A 12,703-nucleotide genomic window follows, 5' to 3' on the forward strand; every position below is an offset into this window, starting at 1 on the left:
TTTACGTTAACGTAAACGTCATTTGCGAAGTTCGGCGAGCAATCCGCGGGCGCGGGCCTCGTGCGTCTCGATTTCGGCCAGGGTTTCCTCGAGGTCGCGAAGTTGCTGCTCGAGGGTGCGGCGGTGGCGGGCCAGCACCGCCAGGAAGCGTTCGAGCTGCGCGACCGTGTCCGACGGCGAGTCGTACATGTCGATCAGGTCGCGGATCTCGGACAGCGACAGGCCGAGCCGCTTGCCTCGCAGCGTGAGCTTCAGCCGGGTGCGGTCGCGCTGCGAGTAGACCCGCTGGCGTCCGCCGGTGCCGGCGCGCTCGGGGGCGAGCAGCCCCTGGTCCTCGTAGAACCGGATCGTCCTGGGGGTGACGTCGAACTCCCGGGCCAGCTCGCTGATCGTGTAGGTCGCCATCCGCGGATCATCGTCGACACTTTACGTAAACGTCAACTCGACCTTGGGGCGCCGCAGGGTGCGTGCGATCGGTGCGGCGGGCCGCCGTGGCGGCGCGGTCAGGCGCGGACCGGCGTGATCGCCACCTGCTCCCGCAGCCGGCGCACCTCGGCCGGGTCGCACAGTGCGGTGCCCGGGTTCAGCAGGGCGGCGGCGCCGGCGGCCATGCCGGTCCGGAAGGCATCGTCGAGGGGCTCGCCGCCCGCCATGCCGAACACGAGGCCGGCCAGGAAGGCGTCGCCCGCGCCCACCGTGGTGGCCACCTGCACCGCCAGCGGCGCGGCACGCAGGACCGCGCCAGCGGTCACGAGCAGCGCGCCCTCCGGGCCCATCGACAGCGCGACGATCTCCGCCTGGCCCTCGGCCACGATCCGGCGCGCGGCCGCGACCCGCTCGGCCTCGGTGCCGAGGGGCTGGCCGCTCAGCTCGCGAAGCTCGCGCAGGCTGGGCTTGACGAGGTGCACGCCCCCGCGCAGCGCCTCGGCGAGCGGCGCGCCCGAGGCATCGACCACCGCCCGGCTTCCCGCGTCGCGTGCCCGTCGCGCGACCTGCGCATGCAGGTCGACCGGCGCACCGGGCGGAAGGCTGCCGCTGGCCACCACGTAGCCGCCGGGCACGGCGAACCGGTCGACCGCGTCCAGGCAGGCCCGCCACTCCCGTGCGGCCAGCTCCGGGCCGGGCAGCACGAAGCGGAACTCGCGGCCGGTGGCGTTCTCCAGGACGGAGAAGCTCTCGCGCGTTTCGCCGGCGATGTCGATCCGCTCGCCGGGCACGCCCTCCTGCTCGAGCAGGCGCGCGAGGCGCTCGCCGGTCGCGCCGCCGGCCGGGTAGAGGGCGAGGCAGTCGGCGCCCAGCCGATGGAGCACGCGCGCCACGTTGATGCCGCCGCCGCCCGGGTCGAAGCGGGCGGCGCTGCATCGCAGCTTGTGGGTGTCCCGGACGACGTCGGTCGACGTCGACAGGTCGAGCGCCGGGTTCGGCGTGACGGTGAGGATCCGGGTCATCGGCGCGAGCCGCCTGCCTGTCGGGGGCCGCGCGTCAGCCGAACACGCCGAGTTCGCCGAGCCGCCGGTCGACCGCCGGGGCCCATCCGCGGTTGGCGGCCGGCGAGGCCGGGCTCGGGTGCAGGATCGTGTCGATGCGTGGCGGGTGCGCCGGTGCCGGAGGTCCGTTCCCCGCATCCGTGTCCACTGGTGCGTCGGCGAGCGCCGCACCGGCCCGCTTCATCGCCCAGCCGCCGATGCCGATCAGCCAGTCGGGCCGCAGCGCCGCGAGCGCGGCGCGCAGGTGGGCATCGCAGGCGCGCAGCAGCGGGGCGAGTTCGGCGGCGGGCAGCTTGTCGGGCGTCAGGTTGCGGCCCGATTCCTCGAGGAACACCAGCGGGCAGTAGTTCAGCACGAAGCAATCGGCGAAGAAGCGCTCGGCGCTGCCGAAGCGCTCGGCCGCCCAGCCCCACAGCCGCCGGCCGCTGACCTCGGACCGCTGGCAGCCGAAGCCCTCGATCGGGCGCTTCGGGTGCTCGGCCGCGGGCCTCGCGATCGGCGCCTCGATGCCCATCCAGTCGCGGACCGCCGCCACCTCGCCGAAGGGCACGCCGGTCTGCATCATGCCGAAGGGCCCGGGGTTCATGCCGAGGAAGACCACGCGCCGGCGGCCGTCGCCGTATCGGCGCAGGTAAGCCTCGTGGCCGGCCCACGCATAGTCGAGCGGGTCGTAGACGTGGTTGACCGGCGCCGAGAAGCGCATCGCGTCGACCTCGGCCCGCAAGGCCAGCGCCGCCTCGACCAGGCGATCGGCGGTGGACGATGGCGCCCCCGAAGCTGGCGCCGAGGCGCAGGGTGCCGGGGTGGAAACGGAAACGGAGCAGGCGCGGGACATGGCGGAGGGGATCGGGCGGCGAGCGCAAAAGAAAGGGGCGCGGATGTCGACCGCGCCCCCGTGAGCCGCGAGTGGCGGCTGCCTCTCCTCGAGCGATGCCGGCTGCCGATGCCGGGTCGTTTCGGCCCGGTGGTGGTCGGTCATGCGCGAACCGCTGTCGGAATCGGCGGCGCCGGACGGGCCGGCGCCTCGGGGAAAGACTAATCCCGTCGGGCGGGCCCGGTCAAGGCGTGACGGGCCCGACCGGCATGACGCGCGCGAGCGGGCGCGATCAGTCGATGACCAGTTCGCGCCGAACGCAGCGCGCGTCGATCTCGAACTCGAGCTCCTGCACCGGCGGCCGGCACGGGTGCCAGTGCAGGCCCAGCGAAAGCAACCCGCGCGGCGCGAACTGGCTGGCGAGCAGCGGCCCGATCTCGTGCTCGGTGTAGACCTGGAACGCGGTCAGCGCGCGCCAGTCGCCGCCCAGCAGGCCGCAGCGACGCTGCAGCACGTCGAGCACGAAGGCGGCCTTCTTTTCGAGGCCTTCCCGCGAGCGGTCGCCGCGGGCCACGATGCCGTCGGGAAAGGCGGTGCCCTCGGCCCACTCGGCGTAGCCGGCCAGCACGAAGTTGCGCGGCCCCGGCGCGCGTTCGGAGTGGTCGGAGGTGGTCAGCAGGCCCGCCTGAGCCGCGGACGTGGGCACCGTGTAGCAGAAGGCGTGGAACACCGGCTCGGCCGGCGGCTCGTGCACCGGGCAGACGTTGCTGCGCGCGACCGGATTGCCGTCCTGGCGCACCAGGCCCCAGCGCCGCAGCGTGCCGACCCAGGCCGCGTTGAAGTCGGCGAAGCCGGCGAAGGACCAGGGCTCGGGCGACCTGAGTTCGGCGGCGCACAGCGCGGTCTGCGGGCGTCCGTGCTCGCGGAGGTGGGCGGCGACGGCCTCGAATCCTGCCGCGACCGGCAGGGGCCTGGCGAAGCGCGCGCGAACGATCTCGAAGCCCGGCAGGGCGACCACGCCCGACGAGAAGGGCATCCCGCCGGGAAGGTATGCGTAGTCGCTTCCGGTGGAATTGTGTAAGGTTGCCAACTTCTTTCTCCCGGCCGTTGTCGGCGCCGCTCCGCAAGAGCGTCCCGCTCCCACTATGAGCGAGCGGGTGAGCAGCCGCAAGCCCGAACGAACAGGAACGAGACGCGAATGACCGACCTTCCCCAGACCATGCGTTACATCGACCACGGCGCCGGCGGCGAGCCGGAGGTCCTGAAGCCGGCCCAGGGGCCGGTGCCGTCGCCGCAAGCAGGCGAGGTGCTGATCCGTGTGGCCTATGCCGGCGTCAACCGGCCCGACGTGCTGCAGCGGCAGGCGAAGTACCCGCCGCCGCCGGGCGCGTCGCCCTACATCGGCCTGGAGGTCTCGGGCGAGGTGGTGGCGCTGGGCCAGGGCGTCACGAAGTGGCGGGTCGGCGACCGGCTGTGCGCGCTGGTGAACGGCGGCGGCTACGCCGAGTACGTGACCGCGCCCGAGGGCCAGGCCCTGCCGGTCCCGAAGGGCCTGTCGATGCTGCAGGCGGCCGCGATCCCGGAGAACTACTTCACCGTGTGGACCAACGTCTTCGAGCGCGGGCGCCTGGCCGCCGGCGAGACCTTCCTGGTGCACGGCGGGTCCTCGGGCATCGGCCTGACCGCGATCCAGCTGGCGCACGCGCGCGGCGCCACCGTCTACACCACGGTCGGCAACCAGGAGAAGGCGAAGGTCTGCCGCGAGCTGGGCGCGGCCGCCGCGATCAACTACCGCGAGCAGGACTTCGTCGAGGAGATCGCCCGGCTGACCGACGGCCGGGGCGTGGACCTGATCCTGGACATGGTGGGCGGCGACTACATCGGCCGGAACCTGAAGTGCCTGGCGCTCGACGGCCGCCTGGTGCAGATCGCCTACCTGCAGTCGCCGAAGGTCGAGGTCGACTGGACGACGCTGATGACCCGCCGCCTGACCTTCACCGGCTCCACGCTGCGCCCCCGCAGCGCCGCCGACAAGGCCGCGATCGCCGATGCGCTGAAGGCCGAGGTCTGGCCACTGCTCGAGCAGGGCCGCGCGCTGCCGGTGATCCACAAGGTGTTTCCGCTCGCCGAGGCCGCTGCCGCCCACGCGCTGATGGAGTCGTCGGTTCACATCGGCAAGATCATGCTCGAGGTGACCGGCGGCTGACGCCGTCGCGCGGCGGCCGCGGGCTGCGGCTGCCGCTCAGGACTGCACCAGCCGGCGCTGCCGGCTGATGCTCATCAGCATGCCGAGCCCGAGGCCGAGCGTGACCATGGCCGTGCCGCCGTACGACATCATGGGCAGCGGCACGCCGACCACCGGAAGGACCCCGATCACCATGCCGATGTTCACGAAGGCGTAGGTGAAGAAGATCAGCGTGAGCGCGCCGGCCAGCAGCCGCGCGAACAGCGTCGCGCCATTGGCCGCGATGACCAGGCCGCGGCCGATCACGATCAGGTAGACCAGCATCAGTACCAGGTTCCCGACCAGGCCGAACTCCTCGGCGTAGACCGCCAGGATGAAGTCGGTCGTGCGCTCGGGCACGAACTCGAGATGGGCCTGGGTGCCGTCCATCCATCCCTTGCCCCAGGTGCCGCCCGAGCCCACCGCGATCGTCGACTGGATGATGTGGAAGCCCTTGCCCAGCGGGTCCGAGGTCGGGTCGAGCAGCATCATCACCCGCTGCCTCTGGTAGTCGTGCATGACCATCCAGAGCAGGGGCAGGGCCGCGATCCCGGCGACGAGCCCGCCGCCGATCACCCGCCAGGGCAGGCCGGCGAAGAAGATCACGTAGGCGCCTGCCGCGGCCACCAGCAGCGAGGTGCCGAGGTCGGGCTGGCGGGCGATCAGCAGCACCGGCGCGAGCAGCAGCACCGCGGCGATCGCGAAGTCGTACCAGCGTCGGGCGCCTTCGCGCTTCTGGAACCACCAGGCGAGCATCAGCGGCATCGCGATCTTCATCAGCTCGGACGGCTGTATCCGGGTGACGCCCAGGTCCAGCCAGCGGCGCGCCCCCTTGGCCACGTCGCCGAACAGCGCCACCGCGATCAGCAGCGCGACGGCCGCGACGTACAGCGGGACCGCGGCGCGCATGATCCAGGACAGCGGCAGGCAGGCCGCGGCCCACATCACGACGAAGGCGAGCGACAGGTTGCGCGCGTGCGCGAGCATCCGGCCGTCGTAGTCGATCGCCGCCGAGTACATCGTCACCAGGCTAATGCCGACGAGCAGCGCGAGCCCGACCAGCAGCGGCCCGTCGAAGACCAGCACCCACGGCTTGATCCGGGCGGTCAGCGGCGTGTTCTCGTGGATCATCGGGGTTCTGCCTCGGCGGGGTCCACGGTCTCGGGCTCCAGGCTGACCGGCACGTCGCGGATCTCGGCCTCGTCGGGGAGCGGCGGCAGCGCGCCGGGCGGGAAGTCCTGCGGCAACTGGCCCAGCAGGTAGTAGTCGAGCACCCTGCGCACGAGCGGTGCGGCGGCCTGCGCGCCGAAGCCGCCGTTCTCGACGATCGCCGCCACCGCGATCCGCGGCGCGTCGGCGGGCGCGAACGCGACGAACAGCGAGTGGTCGCGGTGCCGCTCGTCGATCTTCTTCGCGTCGTAGCGCTCGCCCTGCTTGATGCCGATCACCTGCGACGTGCCGGTCTTGCCGGCGACCGGATAGGGGGCGTTGCCGAACACGTGGCGCCCGGTGCCCGAGCGGTTCACCTCGATCATCGCCGAGCGGACCAGCTCGAGGTGCGCCGGGCGGACCGGGATCCGGTGCTTCTCGACGGCGCCCGGCTGCCGGCGCTCGCGCGTGTTCGGATTCTCGATCGTTCGCACCACGTGGGGCCGCATCACGACGCCGCCGCCGGCCAGCGTGGCGGTGGCGTGCGCGAGCTGCAGGATCGTGAACGCGTTGTAGCCCTGGCCGATGCCGATCGACGGCGTCTCGCCGGGATGCCAGCGCTGCTTGTAGCGGCGCATCTTCCAGTCGGTGGAAGGCAGGATGCCGGCGGTTTCGTGCTCCAGGTCGATGCCGGTCAGCTGGCCGAAGCCCCAGGGCTTCATCAGGTCGTGCAGCTTGTCGACGCCGATCTCGTAGGCGAGCTTGTAGTAGTAGGTGTCGCTCGACACCACGATCGACTTGCGCAGGTCGACGATGCCATGCCCGCCGGGCCGGGAGTCGCGGAAGCGGTGGTTGCCCAGCTGGAAGTAGCCGGGGTCGACGATCGTGTCGCCCGGCTTGCGAAGTCCTTCGCCCAGGGTCGCCAGCGCGATGAAGGGCTTGTAGGTCGATCCCGGCGGGTAGGCGCCGCGCAGCGGCCGGTTCAGCAGCGGCAGGTCGGGGTTCTCGTTCAGCGACTGCCAGGTCTGGGTGTCGATGCCGTCGATGAACAGGTTGGGATCGAACGAGGGGCTGGAGACGAGCGCGAGCACGTCGCCGGTGGCCGGCTCGATCGCCACCATTGCGCCGCGACGGCCTGCGTAAAGGTCCTCGGCCAGCTTCTGCAGGCGGATGTCGATCGACAGGTACAGGTTCGAGCCCGGCGTCGGCGGCGTCTGCGACAGGGTCCGCACCACCCGGCCGCCGGCCGAGACCTCGACCTCCTCGGTGCCCGGCTTGCCGTGCAGCTCGCGCTCGTAGGACAGCTCGACACCGACCTTGCCGATGTGCGTCGAGCCGGAGTACACCGAGGCGAGTTCCTTCTCCTCCAGCTTGCGCTTGTCGTCGGGCGAGATCCGGCCGATGTAGCCGAGCACGTGGGCAGCGGTCTCGCCGAGCGGATAGTGCCGGAACAGCCGGGCGCGGATCTCGACGCCCGGGAAGCGGTAGCGCTGCACCGCCAGCCGCGCGACCTCGTCGTCGGTGAGGCGCGTCTTCAGCGGCAGGCTGTCGGCCCTGCGGTTCTCGTCGGCCAGCCGCTTGAAGCGCTTGCGCTCGAGCGGCGTGATCTCGACGATCTCGGTCAGCGCGTCGATCGTCGCGTCGAGTTTCGCGTAGCCGATCTGCTTGGGCGAGAGCTCCAGCGTGTAGGCCGACACGTTCTCGGCCAGCAACACCCCGTTGCGGTCGTAGATCAGCCCGCGCGAGGGCGCCACCGGAAGCAGCGCGATCCGGTTCTCCTCGGCCTGCGCGTGGAAGTCCTCGTAGCGATGCACCTGCAGCCAGGCCAGGCGGGCCGCCAGCAGGCCGAAGCAGGCGATCGCGAACAGCATCGCGAAGACGAGCCGCAGCCTGAGCCGCTGCAGCTCGCGTTCGGGATTGCGGACTTCCACCATAGCCGGGCGCGCCTCAGATCGGCCGGTTCTCGTCGCGATCGACGGCGCGGCGCTGGGGCGCCAGCAGGAGCAGGTCGGCCAGCGGCCAGAGCAGCGTCGTGGCGATGCCCTGCAGGAACCAGGACCAGCCGGGGAAATCGCCGCCCACCGCGACGCGCACCACCAGCGTCACCGCCTGCGCGAGCAGGAACAGCGGCAGCACGTGCAGCATCTGCGCCGGCATTCCGAACCAGGGCACGCGCCGGTGAAGGCTCATCGCGCCGTAGGAGAGCAGCGTGTAGGCCAGCGCGTGCTGGCCGAACAGCGACGCGTCGTGGACGTCGAGCAGCAGCCCGAACAGGAAGGCGATGCCGATCCCGACCATGCGCGGCTGGTGGATGTTCCAGAACACCAGGGCCAGCGCCATGAAGTCGGGCACGCCGGGCAGCCTCCCCCACGGAAGCAGGTTCAGCAGGAAGGCAGCGATCAACGAGAAGGTGATGAAGGCGCGGCTGGCGGGCAGCAGCAGGTACTGGGGCGGCATCGGCATGGCTTCAGCTCCTGCGCCCGCGGCGAGCGCCCGGGTCGGCGGGCTCGGCGGTGGGCGGCGCCGGGACCGGCGGCTCGGCCAGCAGGATCAGCAGCAGCCGCGTGCGCTCCACGTGCGCGGCGGGCGCGGCGCGAACGTGCAGGAAGGCCGAGGTCGCGCCGGGAGAGACCTCGGAGACGCGCGCCACCGGCAGGCCGCCCGGGAACAGCCCGTCCAGCCCGGAAGTGACCAGCTCGTCGCCCTCGCGGATGTCGGTGACCACCGGCAGGAAGCGCAGCTCGATCGTGCCCGGGACGGTGCCGCCCCACGCGAGCGTGCGGGCGCCGGTGCGGCGCACCTCGACCGGAACGGTGGAGTTGCGGTCGGTGACCAGCGTCACCTCGCTGGACAGGGCATGGGCCCGGGTGACCTGGCCGACCACGCCGTGCGCGTCGATCACCGGCTGCCCCGCCTGCACGCCGTGCTGCATGCCGCGGTCGACGACGAGCCGGCGCGAGAAGTTGTCGCGGGCGTCGTACAGCACCTCGGCCACGGTGGAGCGAAGCGCGGTCCGGTCGCGCATGCCGAGCAGCTGGCGCAGGCGCGCGTTCTCGGCGGCCAGTTGCTCGGTCTGGAGCAGCGCACGGGCGTTCGCAGCCTCGAGGCGGCGCATCTCGGCGTTCTCCTCGCGCAGCCGGTCGATCTCGACGAAATAGCCGGTCATCGAGCCGGCCAGGTCGCGCGGCACGAGCAGGGTGCGCTGCACCGGGTAGAGCACGGTCGCGATCCCCTGGCGCAGCCTGGACAGCGTGTCGAAGCGCGCGTCGACGATCAGCAGCGCGACCGCCAGCAGCGAGAAGAACGCGAGACGAACGTTGGCGGACGGGCCCTGCTTGAAGAACGGCGGCGGGCTGCGATCCACACTACTCGTTGGTGAAGATGGTGACCAGCTTGTCCATCCGCTCGAGCGCCATGCCGCAGCCGCGCACCACGCAGGTGAGCGGGTCTTCGGCGACCAGCACCGGCAGGCCGGTCTCCTCGATCAGCAGCCGGTCGAGGTCGCGCAGCAGCGCGCCGCCGCCGGTCAGCATGATCCCGCGTTCGGTGATGTCCGCGCCCAGTTCGGGCGGGGTCTGCTCGAGGCCGATCTTGACCGCCGACACGATCTGGTTCAGCGGGTCGGTGAGCGCCTCGAGGATCTCGTTCGAGGTGATCGTGAAGCTGCGCGGGATGCCTTCGGACAGGTTGCGTCCCTTGACTTCCATCTCGCGGATCTCGGAGCCGGGGAAGGCCGAGCCGATGTTGTTCTTGATCGCCTCGGCGGTGGGTTCGCCGATCATCATGCCGTAGTTGCGGCGGATGTAGTTGATGATCGCCTCGTCGAACTTGTCGCCGCCGACGCGCACCGAGCCCTTGTAGACCATGCCGCCGAGCGAGATGACGCCGACTTCGGTCGTGCCGCCGCCGATGTCCACGACCATCGAGCCCGCGGCTTCCGACACCGGAAGGCCGGCGCCGATCGCGGCGGCCATCGGCTCCTCGATCAGGAAGACCTGCGAGGCCCCGGCGCCGAGCGCGGACTCGCGAATCGCGCGCCGCTCGACCTGGGTCGAGCCGCAGGGCACGCAGATGATGATGCGCGGGCTGGGCGACAGCAGCCGCGACTCGTGCACCATCTTGATGAACTGCTTGAGCATCTGCTCGGTGACGGTGAAGTCGGCGATCACGCCGTCCTTCATCGGCCGGATGGCCTCGATGTTGCCGGGCACCCGGCCGAGCATCTGCTTGGCCTCGGAACCCACGGCCGCGATCGTGCGCTTGCCGTTGGGGCCGCCTTCCTGGCGGATCGCAACGACCGAGGGCTCGTTCAGCACGATGCCCTTGCCGCGGACGTAGATCAGCGTGTTGGCCGTGCCGAGGTCGATCGCGAGGTCGTTGGAGAAATACTTGCGGAGAAACCCGAGCATGTTGCTTCCGTTCTGGGTTCGAAGGTCGGTATTGTCGCACCCGGGCGCACGGGTCGGCCGCGCGACGGCGCGCTCGCCTGCGCCCCGACGGCGGTCACGGGCACGCGCGGCACTGCGCGCCTGTTGAAAATGCGCTTGAATGATACCGTATAATCCGTTGGGAAATCAGCGGTTTTCAGGCCGGATTTGCGGCCGAAACCGGCAAGTTCGGGCGCGTTCCGCGCAGCAGGCCGCGACCGCCGGCGCCTGCGGCCCGCCCCCGGCTCCCCGGCCATCCTCCGGTCATTCCCGGACCTTCCTGCACCAGCCATGTCGCTCACATCGTCCGACGTCCAGCGCATCGCGACGCTCGCCCGCATCGAACTCGATGCCGACGAGGCCGCCCGCACGCTCGAGCAGCTCAACGCCGTGTTCGGCCTGATCGAGAAGCTCCAGTCGGTCGACACGACCGGCGTCGAGCCGATGACCCATGCGCGGGAACTCGCGCTGCGGCTTCGCGACGATGCGGTCACCGAGCCGGACCGCCGCGACGACTACCAGGCGGTGGCCCCGGCGGTCGAGCGCGGCCTCTACCTGGTCCCCCGGGTCATCGAATGATTCGACCGGTGCCCGCGCGGGCGCCGGCTGCCGACGACATGAACCTAGAAACCGCCTCCCTCCGGCAACTTCGCGCGGCCCTCGATGCCGGCGAAACGACCGCCGAAGCGCTCGCCAGGGCCTTCCTCGATCGCATCGCGGCCAGCGACCTTAACGCCTTCATCGACGTGCGGCCCGAGCTCACGCTCGCGCAGGCCCGCGAGGCCGACGCCCGGCTCGCGCGCGGCGAGCGCGGCCCGCTGCTCGGCATCCCGGTCGCGCACAAGGACATATTCGTGACCCGCGGCTGGCGATCGACCGCCGGCTCGCGGATGCTCGCCGACTACGTGAGCCCCTTCGACGCCGCCGTCGTCGAGCGGCTGGCCGCCGCCGGCGCGGTCTGCCTGGGCAAGACCAACTGCGACGAGTTCGCGATGGGCGGCGCGAACGAGAACTCGTGGTTCGGCCCGGTCCGCAACCCCTGGGACCGCAACGCGATCGCCGGGGGATCCTCCGGCGGCGCGGCGGCGGCGGTGGCCGCGGGGCTGGCGCCGCTGGCCACCGGCACCGACACCGGCGGCTCGGTGCGCCAGCCGGCCGCGATGTGCGGCGTCACCGGCATCAAGCCGACCTACGGCCGCGTGTCGCGCTACGGCATGATCGCTTTCGCGTCGAGCCTCGACCAGGGCGGTGCGATGGCGCGCAGCGCAGAGGACTGCGCCGCGCTGCTCACCGCGATGGCCGGCTTCGATCCGCGCGACTCGACCAGCGTCGAGGAGGCCGCCGAGGACTTCTCCCGGAACCTGGACCGGCCGCTCGACGGCCTGCGCATCGGCGTGCCGCGCGAGTTCATGGGCGAGGGCCTGGCCGACGATGTGCGGGCCGCGGTCGAGCGCGGCCTGGACACGCTGCGCGGGCTCGGCGCCGCGATCGTCGAAGTCTCGCTGCCCAAGACCGAGCTGGCGATCCCGGCCTACTACGTGATCGCGCCGGCCGAGGCGTCGAGCAACCTGAGCCGCTTCGACGGCGTGCGCTACGGTCACCGCGCCGCGCAGTACGCCGACCTGAACGACATGTACCGGCGCACCCGGGCCGAGGGCTTCGGTGCCGAGGTCAAGCGCCGGGTCCTGATCGGCACCTACGTGCTCTCGCACGGTTACTACGACGCCTACTACCTGCAGGCCCAGAAGCTGCGCAGGCTGATCGCCGACGACTTCCGCGCCGCCTTCGGGTCGGTGGACCTGATCGCCGGCCCGGTGTCGCCCACCGTGGCGTGGAACCTCGGCGAGCGCACCGACGACCCGGTGCGCAACTACCTGGCCGACGTCTATACGCTGCCCGCCTCGCTCGCCGGCCTTCCGGGCCTGTCGATGCCGGCCGGCTTCGGCGAGCAGGGCCGCCCCGTGGGGCTGCAGCTGGTCGGCAGCTGGTTCGACGAAGCGCGGCTGCTCAACGTGGCGCATCGCTTCCAGCAGGCCACCGACTGGCACCTGAAGGTGCCGGCGTGAGCGAGCGCCTGCCGTCGGCGCCGGCCGCGGCTCGCGCGACCCGCCTCGCGCCGGGCGCGGCCTGCTTCGCGGCGCGCGTCGCCCGCGGCGCGGCGATCGCGCTCGCCGGCGCGCTGCTCGCGTCCTGCGGCCTGATGCCCGACTTCCGGCCCGCGCCGCCCACCCCGATCGCCGACCGGGGGATCGACCTGGACGGCTATTGCGCCCAGACCGAGGAAGACGGCTTTCGCGAGCGTGCCCGGCTGCTGGTGCGCGACAACCGCGTGCAGGCGCTGTCCTGGGAGATCACGATCGGCCGCAAGGGCAGCTGCCGCTTCGAGCTCGCCGAGTTCTCTCAGACGAAGACCCGCCCCCACATCGAGCTGCTCGCGCGCGACGGCAGCGGCTGCCGGCTGATGGTCTGGCAGGAGCCGCGCCGGATCACGCTGGCCCACTCGAACTGCGCGAACCGCTGCGTGCCGCGCGGCATCGACGACCAGGCCTGGCCTGCGATGTTCGATCCGCGCACCGGCGGCTGCGCGCGCAATCTCTGATTC

General features: G+C 71.7%; 13 protein-coding genes. 4 read left to right on the forward strand and 9 right to left on the reverse strand.

What is annotated here, in order from left to right; genetic code table 11:
• Positions 1-18: 18 nt before the first annotated feature.
• From M6I34_RS13330 to cnbZ, 4 genes are all read right to left on the reverse strand, one after another.
• Complete coding sequence (locus M6I34_RS13330; RefSeq protein ID WP_272486167.1) at positions 19-405, reverse strand: MerR family transcriptional regulator; 387 nt, start codon at positions 403-405, stop codon at positions 19-21.
• Positions 406-503: 98 nt separating this feature from the next.
• Complete coding sequence (locus M6I34_RS13335; protein WP_272486168.1) at positions 504-1,448, reverse strand: 1-phosphofructokinase family hexose kinase; 945 nt, start codon at positions 1,446-1,448, stop codon at positions 504-506.
• A gap of 34 nt (positions 1,449-1,482) precedes the next feature.
• Positions 1,483-2,322 carry a uracil-DNA glycosylase family protein gene (locus M6I34_RS13340; RefSeq protein WP_272486169.1) on the reverse strand — a complete coding sequence of 280 codons (840 nt, stop codon included), beginning with the start codon at positions 2,320-2,322 and terminating at the stop codon, positions 1,483-1,485.
• A 271-nt stretch (positions 2,323-2,593) separates the two neighbouring features.
• Positions 2,594-3,391 (reverse strand): 2-amino-5-chloromuconate deaminase CnbZ, encoded by a 798-nt coding sequence (gene cnbZ, locus M6I34_RS13345; protein ID WP_272486170.1) that lies wholly within the window; start codon positions 3,389-3,391, stop codon positions 2,594-2,596.
• 129 nt (positions 3,392-3,520) lie between these two features.
• On the opposite strand from cnbZ, the gene M6I34_RS13350 reads away from it, so the two are divergent.
• On the forward strand, positions 3,521-4,507 hold the full coding sequence (locus M6I34_RS13350; protein ID WP_272486681.1) for an NAD(P)H-quinone oxidoreductase: 987 nt from the start codon (positions 3,521-3,523) through the stop codon (positions 4,505-4,507).
• Positions 4,508-4,543: 36 nt separating this feature from the next.
• Here M6I34_RS13350 and rodA read toward each other — a convergent pair whose 3' ends face one another.
• The 5 genes from rodA to M6I34_RS13375 are packed head-to-tail and all read right to left on the reverse strand — an operon-like array spanning position 4,544 to position 10,083.
• Entirely contained in the window at positions 4,544-5,656 is a 1,113-nt protein-coding gene (gene rodA / locus M6I34_RS13355; RefSeq protein WP_272486171.1) for a rod shape-determining protein RodA, read from the reverse strand.
• Positions 5,653-7,608, reverse strand: coding sequence for a penicillin-binding protein 2 (mrdA, locus tag M6I34_RS13360; RefSeq protein WP_272486172.1), 1,956 nt, complete (start codon positions 7,606-7,608; stop codon positions 5,653-5,655). The genes rodA and mrdA overlap by 4 nt, the downstream gene beginning before the upstream one ends.
• Before the next feature lie 13 nt (positions 7,609-7,621).
• Complete coding sequence (mreD, locus tag M6I34_RS13365) at positions 7,622-8,131, reverse strand: rod shape-determining protein MreD (protein WP_272486682.1); 510 nt, start codon at positions 8,129-8,131, stop codon at positions 7,622-7,624.
• A 10-nt stretch (positions 8,132-8,141) separates the two neighbouring features.
• Positions 8,142-9,038 (reverse strand): rod shape-determining protein MreC, encoded by an 897-nt coding sequence (gene mreC / locus M6I34_RS13370; protein ID WP_272486173.1) that lies wholly within the window; start codon positions 9,036-9,038, stop codon positions 8,142-8,144.
• 1 nt (position 9,039) lies between these two features.
• Positions 9,040-10,083, reverse strand: a complete 1,044-nt coding sequence (locus tag M6I34_RS13375) for a rod shape-determining protein (RefSeq protein WP_272486174.1) — start codon at positions 10,081-10,083, stop codon at positions 9,040-9,042.
• Between the two features lie 309 nt (positions 10,084-10,392).
• Here M6I34_RS13375 and gatC point away from each other — a divergent pair, with 309 nt between their 5' ends.
• From gatC to M6I34_RS13390, 3 genes are all read left to right on the forward strand, one after another.
• Positions 10,393-10,680 (forward strand): Asp-tRNA(Asn)/Glu-tRNA(Gln) amidotransferase subunit GatC, encoded by a 288-nt coding sequence (gatC, locus tag M6I34_RS13380; protein WP_272486175.1) that lies wholly within the window; start codon positions 10,393-10,395, stop codon positions 10,678-10,680.
• Positions 10,681-10,718: 38 nt separating this feature from the next.
• Positions 10,719-12,167 carry an Asp-tRNA(Asn)/Glu-tRNA(Gln) amidotransferase subunit GatA gene (gene gatA / locus M6I34_RS13385; protein WP_272486176.1) on the forward strand — a complete coding sequence of 483 codons (1,449 nt, stop codon included), beginning with the start codon at positions 10,719-10,721 and terminating at the stop codon, positions 12,165-12,167.
• A 95-nt stretch (positions 12,168-12,262) separates the two neighbouring features.
• Positions 12,263-12,700: a hypothetical protein gene (locus tag M6I34_RS13390; protein WP_418953557.1), complete on the forward strand. Its 438-nt coding sequence runs from the start codon at positions 12,263-12,265 to the stop codon at positions 12,698-12,700.
• Positions 12,701-12,703: the final 3 nt, after the last annotated feature.

The organism is Zeimonas sediminis, from assembly GCF_023721795.1.
Classification (GTDB): Bacteria; Pseudomonadota; Gammaproteobacteria; order Burkholderiales; family Burkholderiaceae_E; genus Zeimonas; species Zeimonas sediminis.

Bases quoted from the DNA above. Each gene is read 5' to 3' on its own strand.
- mreD (WP_272486682.1), bottom strand. From the start codon at position 8,131: ATGCCGCCCCAGTACCTGCTGCTGCCCGCCAGCCGCGCCTTCATCACC.
- M6I34_RS13340 (WP_272486169.1), bottom strand. From the start codon at position 2,322: ATGTCCCGCGCCTGCTCCGTTTCCGTTTCCACCCCGGCACCCTGCGCC.
- M6I34_RS13375 (WP_272486174.1), bottom strand. From the start codon at position 10,083: ATGCTCGGGTTTCTCCGCAAGTATTTCTCCAACGACCTCGCGATCGAC.
- gatC (WP_272486175.1), top strand. From the start codon at position 10,393: ATGTCGCTCACATCGTCCGACGTCCAGCGCATCGCGACGCTCGCCCGC.
- rodA (WP_272486171.1), bottom strand. From the start codon at position 5,656: ATGATCCACGAGAACACGCCGCTGACCGCCCGGATCAAGCCGTGGGTG.
- gatA (WP_272486176.1), top strand. From the start codon at position 10,719: ATGAACCTAGAAACCGCCTCCCTCCGGCAACTTCGCGCGGCCCTCGAT.
- M6I34_RS13335 (WP_272486168.1), bottom strand. From the start codon at position 1,448: ATGACCCGGATCCTCACCGTCACGCCGAACCCGGCGCTCGACCTGTCG.
- M6I34_RS13350 (WP_272486681.1), top strand. From the start codon at position 3,521: ATGCGTTACATCGACCACGGCGCCGGCGGCGAGCCGGAGGTCCTGAAG.
- M6I34_RS13330 (WP_272486167.1), bottom strand. From the start codon at position 405: ATGGCGACCTACACGATCAGCGAGCTGGCCCGGGAGTTCGACGTCACC.
- mrdA (WP_272486172.1), bottom strand. From the start codon at position 7,608: ATGGTGGAAGTCCGCAATCCCGAACGCGAGCTGCAGCGGCTCAGGCTG.